The organism is Hydrogenophaga sp., from assembly GCF_028698005.1.
Lineage (GTDB): Bacteria > Pseudomonadota > Gammaproteobacteria > Burkholderiales > Burkholderiaceae_C > Hydrogenophaga.
In genome coordinates this window covers 5,006-19,814 of the sequence record NZ_JAQVEJ010000003.1, presented here as the reverse complement: position 1 = coordinate 19,814, position 14,809 = coordinate 5,006, and the positions used below count along the sequence as shown (strand labels likewise).

Here is a 14,809-nt window from a genome sequence, read left to right as displayed (position 1 = left end):
TCGGAAACGCCTTGGCAATGTAGCGTTCCAGCGCATTGCCGAACAGGCAGGATACCCGCCCCACCGCCACGCAAGGCGTCAGCAAGGTTGCAAAATACGCCACCAACCCCCAAAATCTCCCGGCGATGCCTCCACGAACCAGTTCCCCGGCCGCGCGGACGCCGTTCGCCTTCGTTCAGAGCGTGATGACGGCCTACACGCGGCGCGGCATGGATGCCGCAGATGCGCTCGAGAAAGCACAGATTGCGCCAGATGCGCAGGGACGCTGGCCCGCGCGCGTATCGTCGCTGCAGTTCGAGCGCCTGTGCGCCGCGGCCATGCAGGAACTCGACGACGAGGCGCTGGGCTGGTTCTCCCGCCCGCTGCCCTGGGGCAGCTACGGCATGCTGGCGCGCGCCTCCATCAGCGCGCCGAACCTGCGTGTCGCCCTGCGGCGCTGGTGCCGGCACCACGGCCTGCTCACGCGAGACGTGGTGCTGACGCTGGACGAACGCGGTGACGCCAACGGCACGGCCAGCGTCACCGTGCACGAGCAGCGCGACATGGGGCCGCTGCGCGAGTTCGCGCTGATCTCGCTGCTGCGCAATGTGCACGGGCTCTCGTGCTGGCTGGTGGACTCGCACATCCCGCTGCGCGCGGCGGAATTTCCGGTGCCGCGTCCGCCGCATGCCGACGTGTACGGACCCCTGTTCCCGGGCCCGGTGCGCTTCGGCGAACCGCCGCGCGCCGCCCTGCGTTTTGACGTGGCCTACCTGGACCTGCCCTTGCGCCGCGACGACGCGGCACTGGCGCAGATGCTGCGGCGCGCCCTGCCGATCATGGTGCTGCCCTACCGGCGCGACCGCCTGCTGGCCCTGCGTGTGGGCCAGTTGCTGCGCCACGACCCGGCCCATGGCACGGAATCGCTGGCCGCCGCGCTGTCACTCTCGCCCCGCACGCTGCAACGGCAACTGGCCGCCGAAGGCACGTCGCTGCAGGCCCTCAAGGACGAGGCCCGGCGCGAACGCGCCATCGAGCTGCTGCAGCGCAGCCAGCGTCCCATCAAGCAGGTCGCGCTCGCCGCCGGCTTTCGCAACGAGAAAAGCTTCATCCGCGCGTTCAGGGGCTGGACGGGCCTTGCCCCCGGTGATGTTCGGCGCGCCGGCCCGGCGCGTGCCGGTCAGCACGCGGACCCGGTGCCGGCCACCGGCCGCGACGACGGCGCGGTCGCCGGCAGCAACTGACCCGGTGTGGCGCCGAACAGGCGCCGGAACGCGGCGATGAAGGCCGAGGTGGAGTCGTAACCGCACCCAAGCCCGACCTCGGTCACGCTCTGGCCGGCCTGCAGCAGCGGCAGCGCCGCCATCAGGCGCGCCCGCTGGTACCACTGGCGAAAGCTCAGCTGCGTCTGCCGCTGGAACATGCGCCCCAGGGTGCGCACCGACACGCCGAGCCGTTGCGCCCAATCCTGCATCGACGCCGGCTCGTCGGGATGGTCCACCACCTGCTGGCACAGCCCCTGCAACCCGGCATCCGCCGGCCAGGGCAACTGCAGGTCGGCACGCGGCGCGGCATGGATCTGGTCCAGCATCACCTGCACGAAACGGCCGTGCGCGCCACGTTCGTCGTACTGCACGGGCATGTCGGCGAAGCGGCGGATCATCTCGCGCAGCAGGGGCGAAACCCCGATCACCCGGCATTCGGTGCCGGCCATCTCCAGCGCGGGCGTGTCGATGTACAGGCTGCGGATCTCGGTGTGCGGCGCGTTGGCCACCGTGTGCACCACCTGCGGCGGGATCAGGATCGCCCACTGCGGCGGCGCGATGAACAGGCCCTGTGCGGTGCGCACCTGCAGCACGCCCGCGCTGGCGTAGGAAAACTGCACCCACGGATGCGCATGCGCCACGGTGCGCGCACGCCGGCGCATCTGCTCGGCGCGCGCGTACACGGGCCGTGGCAGTGCGCCCAGCGCCGGGACCGGGCGGCGGGCGGTCCGGGGCGGCCGGTCTTCCGCCCGGCTTGGCGTATTCGCGATATTCGGCATGCAAATAGCGTTAGCAGGAAAATCCGCAGCGTACTACAGTGCCTGCCTTCGCGGCCTGGCCGCACCACGCATCGTTCACCCTTTCCCATGGCCCGCCCCCGCTTCCTGCCCGACAATTTCATGCTCATCCTGCTGGCGCTCATCGTGGCCGCCAGCGTCCTGCCGGTGCGCGGGGTCTATGCCGGGCACGCCGCCACGCTCACCAATGCGGCGATCGCGCTGCTGTTCTTCCTGCACGGTGCCAAGCTGCCCCTGCAGTCCGTGATCGCCGGCCTGGGCCACTGGCGGCTGCACTCGCTGGTGTTCGCCTGCACCTTCCTGCTGTTCCCCTTGCTGGCCGTGCTGCTCAAACCGGTGCTGCTGCCCCTGGTGGGCCCGGACCTGTACCGTGGCCTGCTCTATATGAGCGCCCTGCCCTCGACGGTGCAGTCGGCCATCGCCTTCACCTCGGTGGCGCGCGGCAACGTGCCTGCCGCGATCTGCGCCGCCGCCACCTCCAGCCTGCTGGGCGTGTTCGTCACGCCGCTGCTGGTGGTGCTGCTGCTCGGCCAGGCCGGCCATGGCCTGTCGATGGGCGACGCGGTGCTCAAGATCATGCTGCAACTGCTGCTGCCCTTCGTGCTCGGCCAGATCGCACGCCCCTGGATCGGCGCCTGGGTCGACCGCAACAAGTCGTGGCTCAAGCATGTGGACCAGTGGTCCATCTACCTGGTGGTGTACACCGCGTTCAGCAAGGCGGTGGTGGACGGCCTGTGGTCAAAGTTGCCCCTGGCGCAGCTCCTGCTGCTGGCGGCCGCGTGCGCGGGCCTGCTGTTCATCGTGCTGCAGTTGACCTGGCGATTGGGCAGGCGCCTGGGTTTTTCGCTGGAAGACCGCATCACGCTGCTGTTTGCCGGCTCCAAGAAGAGCCTGGCCACCGGCGTGCCCATGGCGCAGGTGCTGTTTGCCGGCTCGGCCATGGGCGCCGTGCTGTTGCCCATCATGGTGTTCCACCAGATCCAGCTGCTGGTGTGTGCCGTGCTCTCGAAGCGCTTCGCGGCCAGGCCGGCCGACTGAGTCCGGCCCCGACCGGGGCCGCACCACCAGCGGCCGGTGCGCCCCATGTTGGGCGCCCATGCACTGACAAGAGGCGAAGCCTGCGCTCCTGAATCAGAAGCGCAAACCTTTTGCTTCCATTTCCTGTCGGCGCCATGCCCGTGCCAACCTGGCATGGGCATTGCTTTTCTTCATCCAAAGATTTTTGGATCCATTGATGAAGAAAACCATGGCAAGACAGACACGCGACTTCGAACAGCCCGGGCGCTCGATGGCCCGCTCCACCCAGGGCATGGCCGCGACCTCGCACGCCGCCGCCACGCTGGCTGCCATCCAGACGCTGCAAAAAGGCGGCACCGCCATGGACGCGGCCGTGGCGGCCTGCGCCGTGCAGTGCGTCGTCGAACCGGGCTCGACCGGCATCGGCGGCGACTGCTTCGCGCTGTATGCCCCCGGTGGAAGCGACCGCATCCTCGCCTTCGACGGTTCGGGCCGCGCACCGCAGGCCGCGTCGGTGTCGGCGCTGCGGGCGGCCGGCGTGGACAGCATCGGGCGCTCGTCGCCGCACGCCATCACCGTACCCGGTGCGGTGGACGCCTGGTGCCAGTTGCTGCGCGATCACGGCGCCCTGCCACTGGCCGAGGTGCTCGCGCCGGCCATTGCCCTGGCCGAGCAGGGTTACGTGGTGGCCGAGCGCGCCGGCACCGACTGGGCACGGCAGACCGCCCTGCTGGCGGCCGACGAGAACGCGCGCCGCCACCTTCTGATCGATGGCCAGGCACCCGCCATCGGCAGCGTGCACCGCCAGCCGGCCCTGGCGCAGACCTTCCGGGCCATTGCGGCCGGTGGCCGCGACGCCTTCTACCGCGGACCGGTCGCGCAGGACATCGTGGACTACCTGCGCTCGCTCGGCGGCCTGCACACCCTCGATGACTTCGCCGCCTGCCAGGGCAACTATGTCGAACCCGTCAGCACCACGTTCGCCGGCCACCGCGTGCACGAGTGCCCGCCCGGCGGCCAGGGCGTGATCGCGCTGATGATGCTGCGGCTGCTCGAGGACATGCCGGCCGGCACCGACCCGCTCGATGCCGAGCGCCTGTTCCGTGAACTGGAGATCTGCCGCCTCGCGTATTCCGTGCGCGACGCCGTGCTCGGTGATCCGGCCGGCCACAGCGCCAGTGCCGACTGGCTGCTGTCGGACGAGCTCATCGGCCAGTTGCGCGCCCAGCTCCTCGATGGCGTGGTCAACAAGACCATCCCGGCCTTCGTGCCGCCCCCGCACAGCGACACCGTCTACATCACCGTGGTCGACAAGGACCGCAACTGCGCCAGTTTCATCAATTCGGTGTTCCACCCGTTCGGCAGCGGCCGCGTGTCGCCGGCCACCGGTGTGCTGCTGCACAACCGTGGCCAGAGCTTCAACCTCACCGAGGGACACCCGAACGCCATCGGTCCCGGCAAGCGGCCCATGCACACCATCATTCCGGGCATGGTCACGCGCGACGGGCGCGTGCGCTACAGCTTCGGCGTCATGGGTGGCCATTACCAGGCCATGGGCCACGCGTGGTTCCTCTCGCGCGTGCTCAAGGATGGCATGGACATGCAGTCGGCCATGGACCTGCCCCGCGTGTTCGCCAAGCCCGGTGGCTGGACGGTGGAGCATGAAGCCACGCTACCGGCGGCCACCGTGGACGCGTTGCGCGCCCGCGGCTATGAGATGGTGCCGCCCGACTGGGCCATCGGCGGCGCGCAGGCGATCGAGATCGACTGGGAGGGCGGCACGCTGACCGGCGCCTCCGACCACCGGAAGGACGGCTGTGCGCTTGGATACTGAACTCCAGCGGATGGCCGGCGAGCACCAGCTGTCGGCGGTGCAGGAGGCCTACGCCTTCATCGATGCCCGCATCCGCAGCGGCGTCTACGGCGCCGGGCAGCGGCTGGTGGCCGACGACATCGCGGCCGAACTGTCGATGAGCCGCATGCCGGTGCGCGAGGCTTTCCGCCGGCTGGCCAGCGACGGCGTGATCATGCTGCGCGCCAACCGCGGCGCCATCGTCTCCTCGCTCGGCGAGCAGGACATCCGGGAAGTGTTCGAGATGCGCGCGGTGCTTGAAGGGCTGGCGGCCGGCGTTGCCGCCACCCGCATGACGCCGTCGCAGATGCGCGACCTGGAGCGGCTGCTGGACCGCATGGAAGAGGCGAACCTGGAGCACCAGACCTGGGTCACCCGCCACCGCGCGTTCCACGAATACCTCACCGATCTGGCCGGCATGCCGCGCGTCAGCCGCCAGATCGCCGTGCTGCACACCGTCATCGAACCGTACATGCGCGATTGGGTTTCGCGCGAGGTCAACTCCATGCAATCGAGAAACTGCCACGAGCACATCATGGTGGCGCTGCGCCATGGCGACCGCGCGACCACGGAACAGGTCCTGCGCTCGCATGTGCTGTCCACGATCCCGCCGTTCGCCGGCAGCCTGATCCGGGAGGTGTGACGCCATGGCCTACTTCGAACAACTCGTGCTCAACGGCCTGCTCATGGGCGCCATCTATGCCCTGGCGGCCGTGGCCTACACCCTGGTCTACGGGGTGGTGAAGATGGTGAACTTCGCCTTTGGCGAACTGTTCATGCTCGGCGCCTTCCTGACCGCCACGCTGATGATGGACCAGGTCACGCTGTTCGGCCATGCCATGGCCATGCCCGGCATGGGCTTCGGCACCGCCGCCGCGCTGGCCATGGCCATGGTGGCGGCGCTCGGCGGCCTGATCGACCGGATCGCGTACAAGCCGCTGCGCAGCGCACCCCGCCTGGCACCGCTGATCACCTCGATCGCCGTGTCGGTGGTGCTGCAGAGCCTCGCGCAGGCCGCCTGGGGACCGGGTTCGCAGCTCTTCCCGGGCCAGCCCTTCGAGCACGTGCCGGCCATCGCCCTCGGCCCCGACCTGGTGATCGAAGGCACGGAATGGGTGGTCATGCTGGCCGCCGTCCTGGCCATGGTGGGCGTGCACCTGTTCGTGCACCGCACCGTGCTCGGTGGTGCCATGCGCGCCGCCGCCGTCGATCCCATGGCCGCTTCGCTGGTCGGCGTGCCGGTCAACCGGGTGGTCGGCGCCGCGTTCATGATCGGCTCGGCCCTGGCCGCGCTGGCCGGCCTGCTCTATGCGCAGACCTTCCAGTTCACCAGCGCCACCATGGGTTTCCTGCCCGGCCTGAAGGCGCTGACGGCGGCCGTGCTGGGTGGTATCGGCAGCGTGCCCGGCGCCGCCCTCGGCGGTCTGCTGCTGGGTCTGATCGAATCACTGGCCGCCGGCTACCTGCCCGAAGGGGCCGTGTACCAGGACGTGGTGAGCTTCGTGCTGCTGATCCTGCTGCTCGTGTTCCGCCCGCAAGGCCTGCTGGGCAAGAAGGAAATGAACAGCGCCGCCCCCGGCAGCCTGACCTCGGGTCGCGGTGTGCGGCCGGGCCGGACGATGGCCGCCGTGCTGGCCGGGATCGACCGCCTGTTCACCGCGGCCTGGCTGCAAAAGCCCAACGCCAAGCTGATCGTCCTGGCCGCGGCCGTGGTGCTGGGCCTGGCGGTGCCGTCGGACTACTGGCTCGGCATCTTCGTGATGGTGCTGATCTATGGCCTGCTGGCCACGGGCCTGAACGTGGTGGTGGGCTTCGCCGGCCTCCTGGACCTGGGCTTCGTTGCCTTCTGGGCCATCGGCGCGTACTTCACCTCCATCCTGTTCATCGACATCATCCAGCAGGCCTGGGGCCTGGATCCGTCGGCCTGGTGGTGGCTGCTGTACGTGAACCTGCTGGCTGGCGGCCTGGTCGCCGGACTGGCCGCGATGCTGATCGGCTATCCCACGCTGCGCGTGCGCGGTGACTACCTGGCCATCATGACGCTGGGCTTCGGCGAGATCATCCGCATCGTCGCCACCAACTGGGTCGGCTTCACCAACGGACCGATGGGCCTGCGCGGCATTCCCTCGCCCCAGCTGTTCGGCTGGGTGCTCGACACCCCGCGCTCGCAGTACTTCTTCGCCCTGGCGCTGGCCGTGATCATCGTCCTGTTCGTGAGCCGGCTCACACGCTCCTATGTGGGCCGCGCCTGGGTGGCCCTGCGCGAGAACGAAGAAGCGGCCGAGGCCATGGGCATCTCGGGCACGCGCTACAAGCTCATGGCCTACGCCTGCTCGGGCTTCGTCGGTGGCGTGGTCGGCGTGTTCTTCGCCCACTTCATGCGCTACATCAGCCCGGCCAACTTCACGCTGTTCGAAAACATCCTGATCCTGCTGCTGGTCGTGCTCGGTGGCCTGGGCACGCTGGCCGGCCCCTTCCTGGGTGCCGCGGTCTGGCTGCTGTTCCTGCAGTTGTCGATGCACATCCCGCTGGTCACCGAGTTCCCCGAACTGCGCTTCGCCCTGCTGGGCATCCTGCTGATCGCACTGGTGCTGTACCGCCCCGACGGTCTGGCGGGCAAGGCGCGCAGCCGACTGACGATGGGATGAGGACCTGAACCACCATGAACACCCTGCCAACCACCGCCATGCCGGACATCGCCCTGAAGGCGCGCGGACTGGGCGTCGTCTTCGGCGGCCTGACCGCCGTCGATGCCCTGGACCTCGACGTCATGGGTCACAGCATCCACGCCATCATCGGTCCCAATGGCGCCGGCAAGACCACGGCCGTCAATGCCCTCTCGGGCTTCCAGCCACCCACCCGGGGCCAGGTCTGGATCGGCAACGTCACCCGGGACCGCTGGACATCGCACCAGATGGCGCAGGCCGGCCTGGCGCGCACCTTCCAGAACATCCGCCTGTTCGGCGGCATGACCGTGCTCGAGACGGTGCTCGTCGGCGCCCACAAGCTGTTCCGCGGCTCGCTGCCCGCGCTGCTGTGGCGCTGCGCCACCGCCCGCGCCGAAGAGCAGCGCCAGGAGGAGCGCGCGCGCGAACTGATCCGCTTCGTCGGCCTGCCCGACGCCACCGTCGGCCAGCCGGCCCAGTCGCTTTCATACGGCAACCAGCGACGCGTGGAGATCGCGCGCGCGCTCATGTCCGAGCCCGCCGTGCTGGTGCTGGATGAGCCCCTGGCCGGCATGAACGTCAGCGAGAAGGCCGAGGTCAGCGAACTGATCCGCGTCATCCGCCGCCAGGGCGTGGCGGTGCTCATGATCGAGCACGACATGGACGTGATCCGCAGCCTGGCCGAACGCGTCACGGTGATGCATCAGGGACGCAAGCTGACCGAAGGCAGCGCGACCGATGTCCTGTCCGATCCGCGCGTGCAGGACGCCTACCTGGGAAAAATGCAATGAGTACGCATCCTTACGAACTGCTGCGTGTCGAGCAGATGAGCGTCGCCTACGGCGAAGTCAAGGCCGTCAAGGGCGCGAGCCTGACCGTCGGCGCACACCAGATCGTCTCGCTGATCGGCAGCAACGGCGCCGGCAAGACCACGCTGCTGCGCGCGATCTCGGGCGTGTTGCCACTGCAGTCGGGCCGTGTCGAGTTCGGCGGCCAGGACATCACCCGCCTGCCCGTGCACACACGGGTGGGCCTGGGCCTGGCCCACGTGCCCGAAGGCCGCCACGTGTTCGGTCCGCTGAGCATCGTCGAAAACCTGCGCCTGGGCGCCTACGGCCACAGCGACAAGCCCGCCGTGCGCCGCCGCATGGAGGAGATGTTCGAGCTGTTCCCCATTCTGGCCGAGCGGCGCACGCAGCCGGCCGGCACGATGTCGGGCGGCGAGCAGCAGATGCTGGCCATCGCGCGCGCGCTGATGAGCAACCCCCGCCTGCTGATCCTGGACGAGCCGACCATGGGCCTGTCGCCCAAGATGATCGGCCTCGTGCTGGAGACCCTGGTCAGGATCCGCAGCCAGCAGATTCCCATCCTGCTGGTCGAGCAGAACACCGTCGAAGCCATCCGCATGGCCGACACCGTCTACGCGCTGCGCGTGGGCGAGATCGTCGCCAGCATGCCCGGCGCCGACGTGACCGAGGACGTGCTCAAGACCTTCTACCTCGGTTGACCCCTTTCGCCTTCCCGCTTTTTTCCCTTCGTTTTTTTTCATCCCGCGTTCCCAAGGAATCACACATGCGCACATCTGCTTCGCTTCTCGCCGCCGCCCTCCTGGGTGCATCGCTGGGCGCCTCGGCGCAGGAGAAGGTCACCGTGGCCTTCACCGGCACGCTGACCGGCGACTTCGCCTCCTACGGGGTCACCGGCAAGCAGGGCTTTGATCTGGCCATCGAGGCCTACAACGCCCAAAAAGGGCCCCAGGTGGAGGTCACCGTGGTCGACGACCATGGCAACCCGGGTGACGCCGTGATGGCCGCCAACCGCTTCTGCGCCGACAAGAACATGTCGGCCGTGGTCGGCTACACCTTCAGCTCGGTCGCGCTGGCCGCCATGCCCATCCTGGACAAGTGCAAGCTGCCCGTGATCGGCACCGCCGTGACGAGCCCGCAACTGTCGGGCACCAGCCCCTACTTCCGCCGCGTGGCGCTCACCGATGCCACCCAGGGCAAGCTGATGGGCGAATACGTGGCCAAGACGCTGGGCCTCAAGAACATCTACCTGCTGTACCAGCAGGACGATTACGGCATCGGCGTGCAGCAGGCCTTCAAGGCGGCCTTCGAGGCCGCGGGTGGCAAGCTGATGGGCAACGATCCCTACATGCTCGGCACCAAGGACTTCCGCACCCTGCTCACCCGCGTCAAGAGCAAGAAGCCCGAAGGCATCTTCATCGCGGGCTTCTACACCGAGGCGGCCAGCCTGGTCGCCCAGGCCAAGGCGATGCGCATCAACGCGCGCATGCTGGCCAACGACGGCTCGCTCTCGCCCCAGCTGATGGCGCTGAGCAACGGCGCCGCCGAAGGCATGACCCTGTATGGCACCTTCGACCCCGGCGCCTCGACCGAGGCCTCGCCCGTGGCCGCCAGCTTCGTCAAGACCTTCGTGGCCAAGTACAAGACCGAACCGGACAGCTGGGCCGCACTGGGCTACGACGCCGGCCTGGCGCTGACCGCCGCCATCGACGCGGCCAAGACCCAGGGGGGCATCGACCGCGCCCGCCTGCATGCCCGGCTCGGCGCCCTCAGCGGCCTGCCCGGCGCCACCGGCCAGGTCCAGTTCGAGCCCTCCGGCGACCGCAAGGCGTCCGTGCTGTTCTTCACCGTCCAGAACGGCAAGTTCACACTGGCCAAGTAAATCCTTCCGACAGAAAGCATCCACGACATGACCTGTGCCGCCACATCCGAGGGCCACTGCACGCAGACCCCGCAACCCTATGTCTGGACCGGCAAGCCGCTGGGCGAAGCCCGCAGCGCCCCGGGCAGCTTCTACACCTCGCAGGCCATCTTCGACGCCGAGATGGCCCATATCCACCTGAAGAACTGGATCTTCATCGGTCGCGCCGATCAGGTCGCCGAGCCCAACACCTACCTCGCCGTGGACACGGTGGGTGGGCCCGTGCTGCTCACGCGCGACCAGCACGGCGAGTTGCATGCCTTCGCCAACTACTGCCGCCACCGTGGCGCGCAACTGGCCGAGGGTGCCGGACGCCGTCAGCGCCTGGTGTGCCCCTACCACGCCTGGAGCTTCGGCCTCGACGGCAGCCTGCTGCGTGCGCCCGGCATGGAGGAGGTGCCCCACTTCGATCACGCCAAGGAATCGCTGATTCCGATCCGCATGGAGCAGTGGGCCGGCAACGTGTTCATCAACTACGACGAATCCGCACCGGGCCTCATGGCACACATGGGCAACTTCCCCGATCTGTTCGCCACGCACCGGGTCGAGGACATGCGCTGGGTGTTCGGTGTCGAGATCCAGGCGGCCTGCAACTGGAAGATGCTGCTCGAGAACGCCATGGAGTCCTACCACACGGCCACCGTGCATGCCCGCACGGTCGGCGCGCAGACCAGCGTCACCTTCCAGGGTGAAGACAACTGGGCCGCGATCCAGGTGCAGTCCACCATGACCACGGCCGTGCTCGACAAGTCGGCACCGGCCCCCTTCCCGCAGATCGAGGGGCTGGACGAACAGGCCCGCAAAGGCACCTACTTCACGCTGCTGTACCCGACCATCCAGTTCGTGTTCGCGCAGGACTGCATGTGGTGGCTGGCCGTGCGGCCGGTGTCACCGGAACGCTCGGTGCTCAGCGTGGGCGGCTGTTTCCCCAAGGAATACGTCGAGATGCCGAACTTCCAGGAACTTGCCCAGCCGTATTTCACCCGCTGGGAAGCTGTGGCCAGGGAGGACGCCGGCATACTCGAACGACAGCAAAAAGGCGTAAGCTCCGTGCTGTTCAAACCCGGCCTGCTGTCGCCGCGCGACGACGTCGTCCACACCATGGGCGAATGGGTGCGCCAGCGCATCGGCATCGCGGCCTACAACGAACCGTTCTGAGCCATACACCATGTCCCATGACTATCCTTCGACCCAACTGCTGATCGCCAACGAGTGGGTCAACGCCGCCTCCGGGCGCACACGCGAGGTCCTCAATCCGGCCACGGGCGAGATCATCGGCGAGGTGGCGCATGCCGACACCGCCGACCTCGACCGCGCGCTGGAGGCCGCCTGGCAGGGTTTCACGCAGTGGAGCCGCATGAGCCCCCATGAGCGCTGTGCGATCATGCGCAAGGCCGCCGGTCTGCTGCGCGCCGACGCCGAGCGCACCGCACGCTGGCTCACGCTCGAACAGGGCAAGCCCCTGCGCGAGGCCCAGGGCGAGGTGGCCGCGGCCGCGGCCATCATCGAGTGGTTCGCCGAGGAGGGCCTGCGGCTGTACGGCCGCATCGTGCCGTCCCGCAACGCCAACGTGCAGCAATGGGTCACCAAGGAACCGATCGGCCCCGTGGCCGCGTTCACGCCCTGGAACTTCCCGATCAACCAGATCGTGCGCAAGCTCTGTGCGGCACTGGCCACGGGATGCTCGTTCCTCGTCAAGGCGGCCGAGGAGACCCCGGCGTCGGCCGCGGCGCTGATCGACGCCTTTGTGCGGGCGGGGGTGCCCGCCGGCACCGTCGGCCTGGTGTTCGGCGACCCGCAGGCGATCTCGTCCTACCTGATCCCCCATCCGGTGATCCGCAAGGTGTCGTTCACCGGGTCCACGGCCGTGGGCAAGCAGCTGGCGGCGCTGGCCGGCAGCCACATGAAGCGCGTCACCATGGAGTTGGGCGGCCATGCGCCGGTCATCGTCATGGACGATGCCGACGTCACGCACGCCGCCAGCACCATCGCCGCCGCCAAGTTCCGCAACGCCGGCCAGGTCTGCATCTCGCCGACCCGCCTGCTCGTGCACCGCCGGGTCAAGCAGGACTTCGTCCAGGCGCTGCTGGCGCACGTGCAGGGCCTGAACGTGGGCAACGGGCTGGACGAGAAGACCACCCTCGGCCCCCTGGCCCATGCGCGCCGGGTTGCCGCCATGGCACAGTTCGTGGACGATGCGCGTGCGCAAGGCGCCACCATCCTCACCGGCGGTGACCGGCTGGACGGGGCAGGCTACTTCTTTGCGCCCACGCTGGTGGACGACGTGCCGCGCGAGGCCGCGCTGTTCAACCAGGAACCCTTCGGTCCCATCGCCGGCATCTCGACCTTCGACACACTGGACGAGGCCGTGGCCGAAGCGAACCGTCTGCCCTACGGACTGGCGGCCTATGCGTTCACCTCGTCCTTCAGCCACGTGCACCGGCTCAGCCGCGAGGTGCGCGCCGGCATGCTGTGGATCAACCAGGGTGCGACACCATCGGCCGAGCTGCCCTTCGGCGGCATCCGCGACTCCGGCTACGGCAGCGAGGGCGGGCCGGAAGCCCTGGAAGCCTACGTCGACACCAAGGTCGTGTCCGTCACGGCGCGCTGAGGCCGGCGCCGGCCGCCAGCGCGGCGGCGATCTCGCCCATGTCGCGGAAAACCCGGGCCACGTCCAGCGACGCGAAGGCCCGCCCATGCCCGCCGGGGCAGTAGCCCCAGACCGTCGCACCGGCGGCCAGCCCCGCCTGGGCGCCGGTGGCGGTGTCCTCGATCACCAGACAGCGCGAGGGCGCCACACCCAGGTGCGCCGCGGCCGCGAGGTACACGTCCGGGTGCGGCTTGGAGCGCGGCAGGTCGTGCCCGCTGAAGATGCGGTCCCCGAAGTACGGCGCCATGCCGGCCATGCCGATCTGCATCACCACCTTGGCCTTGTCGGCACCGGACGCGCAGGCAATGCGGCCGCCGGCATGGCCGTGCGCGGCCACCACCGCCCGCAACGCCCCGGGGACGGGTTGCAGCTCGGCACGCAGACGTTCGTCACGCCGGGCATAGAAGGCGCGCATCCATGCCTCGGTCAGCGGCCGACCGGTGTGGTGCTCGATCAGGGCGCGCTGGTCGCGCACCGCGCGCCCGATGAAGTGGTGCTCGCACTCGGCCTGCGTCAGTGCCCAGCCGGCCTCGTTGAGCATGTCCCGAAGCACGCCGTTGGTGATCGGCTCGCTGTCCACCAGGACACCATCGCAGTCGAACAGCACCGCCTCGAACACCGTCCCGCTCCTCATGCAAACACCCCATCGACGTAATACCAGCGGCCGCCTTCGCGCACGAAGCGGCTGGTCTCATGCAACCGGTTTCCCCGGCCGCCCACGCGCGAGCGCGCCACGAACGCCACCGTGGCGTGGTCGGCATCCTGCACCTGAAAGTTCTTGACGGTCAGCCCCAGCCACTTCGTGCCGGGTTCCAGCGTCAGCCGGTCCGGACGCGTGTCGGGGTGCCAGGTGGCCAGCAGGTGGTCGGTGCGCCCCAGCACAAAGGCGCTGTAGCGCGAGCGCATCAGGCGCTCGGCATCGGGCGCCGGTTCGCCGGCGTCCAGAAAAGGCCCGCAGCAGCGCTCCAGGGAGACCGGCCGGCCTCTGGCATCGACCCGGCCGCAGGGACAAGGATTCATCGTCATGGGGCAATGTTAGCCGGGCCCTGCACGTCGCGACCGCCGGTGGTACGGTTGGAGGAAGCGGCCGCACAGGCTCGCGTTGTCGACCAGACTTTGATCTGACTTTTCCCCTTCCCGTGGAGCACCTTGCATGACCGATCTGTCCCGTTTCCCCGTCACCCACAAATGGCCTGCGCAGCACCCCGACCGCCTGCAGGTGTACAGCCTGCCCACCCCCAACGGCGTCAAGGTCACCATCCTGCTGGAGGAGCTGGGCCTGCCCTATGAGGCCCACCGCGTGGGTTTCGACACCAATGCCCAGCTCTCGCCCGAGTTCCTCTCGCTCAACCCCAACAACAAGATCCCGGCCATCCTCGACCCCGACGGCCCGGGCGGCCAGCCCCTGCCGCTGTTCGAGTCCGGTGCCATCCTGATCTACCTGGCCGAGAAGACCGGCCGCTTCCTGCCCGCCGACCCGGCCGCGCGCTACCAGACCATCCAGTGGGTGATGTTCCAGATGGGCGGGATCGGCCCGATGTTCGGTCAGCTCGGTTTCTTCCACAAGTTCGCCGGCAAGGACATCGAGGACAAGCGGCCGCGCGACCGCTACGCCGCCGAGTCGCGCCGCCTGCTGGGTGTGCTCGATCGCCATCTCAAGGGCAAGGACTGGATCATGGGCAGCGACTACACCATCGCCGACATCGCCACCTTCCCCTGGGTGCGCAACCTCGTGGGCTTCTACGGCGCCGGCGATCTGGTCGGCTTCCAGGACTTCCCCGAGGTCGACCGCGTGCTGCAGGCCTTCCTCGCCCGCCCGGCCGTGCAGCGCGGCCTGACGATTCCCGGCTGAGCGC

14 protein-coding genes are annotated in these 14,809 nt (G+C 68.8%); 11 read left to right on the top strand and 3 right to left on the bottom strand.

All coding sequences use genetic code 11. The annotated features are described in order from the left end of the window. The first annotated feature begins 125 nt into the window (after positions 1–125). Entirely contained in the window at positions 126–1,223 is a 1,098-nt protein-coding gene (locus PHQ87_RS00675) for an AraC family transcriptional regulator (protein WP_300230172.1), read from the top strand. On the opposite strand, the gene PHQ87_RS00670 is transcribed toward PHQ87_RS00675, so the two are convergent. Further along, on the bottom strand, positions 1,160–2,023 hold the full coding sequence (locus PHQ87_RS00670; protein WP_300230170.1) for a helix-turn-helix transcriptional regulator: 864 nt from the start codon (positions 2,021–2,023) through the stop codon (positions 1,160–1,162). The two genes, PHQ87_RS00675 and PHQ87_RS00670, sit on opposite strands and share 64 nt — an antisense overlap. An 87-nt stretch (positions 2,024–2,110) precedes the next feature. Here PHQ87_RS00670 and PHQ87_RS00665 point away from each other — a divergent pair, with 87 nt between their 5' ends. The 9 genes from PHQ87_RS00665 to PHQ87_RS00625 all read left to right on the top strand — a co-directional run bounded on the left by PHQ87_RS00665 (position 2,111) and on the right by PHQ87_RS00625 (position 12,914). Beyond that, positions 2,111–3,079 (top strand): bile acid:sodium symporter family protein, encoded by a 969-nt coding sequence (locus PHQ87_RS00665; protein ID WP_300230168.1) that lies wholly within the window; start codon positions 2,111–2,113, stop codon positions 3,077–3,079. Positions 3,080–3,287: 208 nt separating this feature from the next. Then, positions 3,288–4,892 carry a gamma-glutamyltransferase family protein gene (locus PHQ87_RS00660; protein WP_300230166.1) on the top strand — a complete coding sequence of 535 codons (1,605 nt, stop codon included), beginning with the start codon at positions 3,288–3,290 and terminating at the stop codon, positions 4,890–4,892. Then, positions 4,882–5,553, top strand: a complete 672-nt coding sequence (locus PHQ87_RS00655) for a GntR family transcriptional regulator (protein ID WP_300230165.1) — start codon at positions 4,882–4,884, stop codon at positions 5,551–5,553. Before PHQ87_RS00660 ends, PHQ87_RS00655 begins: the two co-directional genes overlap by 11 nt. A gap of 4 nt (positions 5,554–5,557) precedes the next feature. Beyond that, positions 5,558–7,558: an ABC transporter permease gene (locus PHQ87_RS00650; protein WP_300230163.1), complete on the top strand. Its 2,001-nt coding sequence runs from the start codon at positions 5,558–5,560 to the stop codon at positions 7,556–7,558. A 14-nt stretch (positions 7,559–7,572) separates the two neighbouring features. Then, the gene (locus tag PHQ87_RS00645; protein ID WP_300230161.1) at positions 7,573–8,367 is read left to right on the top strand and encodes an ABC transporter ATP-binding protein; all 795 of its coding nucleotides are present in this window, start codon (positions 7,573–7,575) and stop codon (positions 8,365–8,367) included. Then, positions 8,364–9,083, top strand: coding sequence for an ABC transporter ATP-binding protein (locus PHQ87_RS00640; protein WP_300230159.1), 720 nt, complete (start codon positions 8,364–8,366; stop codon positions 9,081–9,083). Before PHQ87_RS00645 ends, PHQ87_RS00640 begins: the two co-directional genes overlap by 4 nt. A 65-nt stretch (positions 9,084–9,148) precedes the next feature. Next, positions 9,149–10,264, top strand: a complete 1,116-nt coding sequence (locus tag PHQ87_RS00635) for an ABC transporter substrate-binding protein (protein WP_300230157.1) — start codon at positions 9,149–9,151, stop codon at positions 10,262–10,264. A gap of 27 nt (positions 10,265–10,291) precedes the next feature. Continuing rightward, positions 10,292–11,461 carry an aromatic ring-hydroxylating dioxygenase subunit alpha gene (locus tag PHQ87_RS00630; protein WP_300230155.1) on the top strand — a complete coding sequence of 390 codons (1,170 nt, stop codon included), beginning with the start codon at positions 10,292–10,294 and terminating at the stop codon, positions 11,459–11,461. A gap of 10 nt (positions 11,462–11,471) precedes the next feature. Further along, entirely contained in the window at positions 11,472–12,914 is a 1,443-nt protein-coding gene (locus PHQ87_RS00625; RefSeq protein ID WP_300230153.1) for an NAD-dependent succinate-semialdehyde dehydrogenase, read from the top strand. Here the strand turns inward: PHQ87_RS00625 and PHQ87_RS00620 are convergent. Continuing rightward, the gene (locus PHQ87_RS00620) at positions 12,901–13,587 is read right to left on the bottom strand and encodes an HAD family phosphatase (protein ID WP_300230151.1); all 687 of its coding nucleotides are present in this window, start codon (positions 13,585–13,587) and stop codon (positions 12,901–12,903) included. The two genes, PHQ87_RS00625 and PHQ87_RS00620, sit on opposite strands and share 14 nt — an antisense overlap. Continuing rightward, entirely contained in the window at positions 13,584–13,979 is a 396-nt protein-coding gene (locus PHQ87_RS00615) for a YchJ family metal-binding protein (protein ID WP_300230149.1), read from the bottom strand. The genes PHQ87_RS00620 and PHQ87_RS00615 overlap by 4 nt, the downstream gene beginning before the upstream one ends. A gap of 127 nt (positions 13,980–14,106) precedes the next feature. Here PHQ87_RS00615 and PHQ87_RS00610 point away from each other — a divergent pair, with 127 nt between their 5' ends. Then, positions 14,107–14,805 (top strand): glutathione S-transferase N-terminal domain-containing protein, encoded by a 699-nt coding sequence (locus PHQ87_RS00610; RefSeq protein WP_300230147.1) that lies wholly within the window; start codon positions 14,107–14,109, stop codon positions 14,803–14,805. Positions 14,806–14,809: the final 4 nt, after the last annotated feature.

Excerpts from the sequence above, each read along its gene's own strand:
- PHQ87_RS00670 (WP_300230170.1), bottom strand. The coding sequence starts at position 2,023 with ATGCCGAATATCGCGAATACGCCAAGCCGGGCGGAAGACCGGCCGCCC.
- PHQ87_RS00615 (WP_300230149.1), bottom strand. The coding sequence starts at position 13,979 with ATGACGATGAATCCTTGTCCCTGCGGCCGGGTCGATGCCAGAGGCCGG.
- PHQ87_RS00675 (WP_300230172.1), top strand. The coding sequence starts at position 126 with ATGCCTCCACGAACCAGTTCCCCGGCCGCGCGGACGCCGTTCGCCTTC.
- PHQ87_RS00660 (WP_300230166.1), top strand. The coding sequence starts at position 3,288 with ATGGCAAGACAGACACGCGACTTCGAACAGCCCGGGCGCTCGATGGCC.
- PHQ87_RS00645 (WP_300230161.1), top strand. The coding sequence starts at position 7,573 with ATGAACACCCTGCCAACCACCGCCATGCCGGACATCGCCCTGAAGGCG.
- PHQ87_RS00620 (WP_300230151.1), bottom strand. The coding sequence starts at position 13,587 with ATGAGGAGCGGGACGGTGTTCGAGGCGGTGCTGTTCGACTGCGATGGT.
- PHQ87_RS00610 (WP_300230147.1), top strand. The coding sequence starts at position 14,107 with ATGACCGATCTGTCCCGTTTCCCCGTCACCCACAAATGGCCTGCGCAG.
- PHQ87_RS00630 (WP_300230155.1), top strand. The coding sequence starts at position 10,292 with ATGACCTGTGCCGCCACATCCGAGGGCCACTGCACGCAGACCCCGCAA.
- PHQ87_RS00650 (WP_300230163.1), top strand. The coding sequence starts at position 5,558 with ATGGCCTACTTCGAACAACTCGTGCTCAACGGCCTGCTCATGGGCGCC.
- PHQ87_RS00625 (WP_300230153.1), top strand. The coding sequence starts at position 11,472 with ATGTCCCATGACTATCCTTCGACCCAACTGCTGATCGCCAACGAGTGG.
- PHQ87_RS00640 (WP_300230159.1), top strand. The coding sequence starts at position 8,364 with ATGAGTACGCATCCTTACGAACTGCTGCGTGTCGAGCAGATGAGCGTC.
- PHQ87_RS00635 (WP_300230157.1), top strand. The coding sequence starts at position 9,149 with ATGCGCACATCTGCTTCGCTTCTCGCCGCCGCCCTCCTGGGTGCATCG.
- PHQ87_RS00665 (WP_300230168.1), top strand. The coding sequence starts at position 2,111 with ATGGCCCGCCCCCGCTTCCTGCCCGACAATTTCATGCTCATCCTGCTG.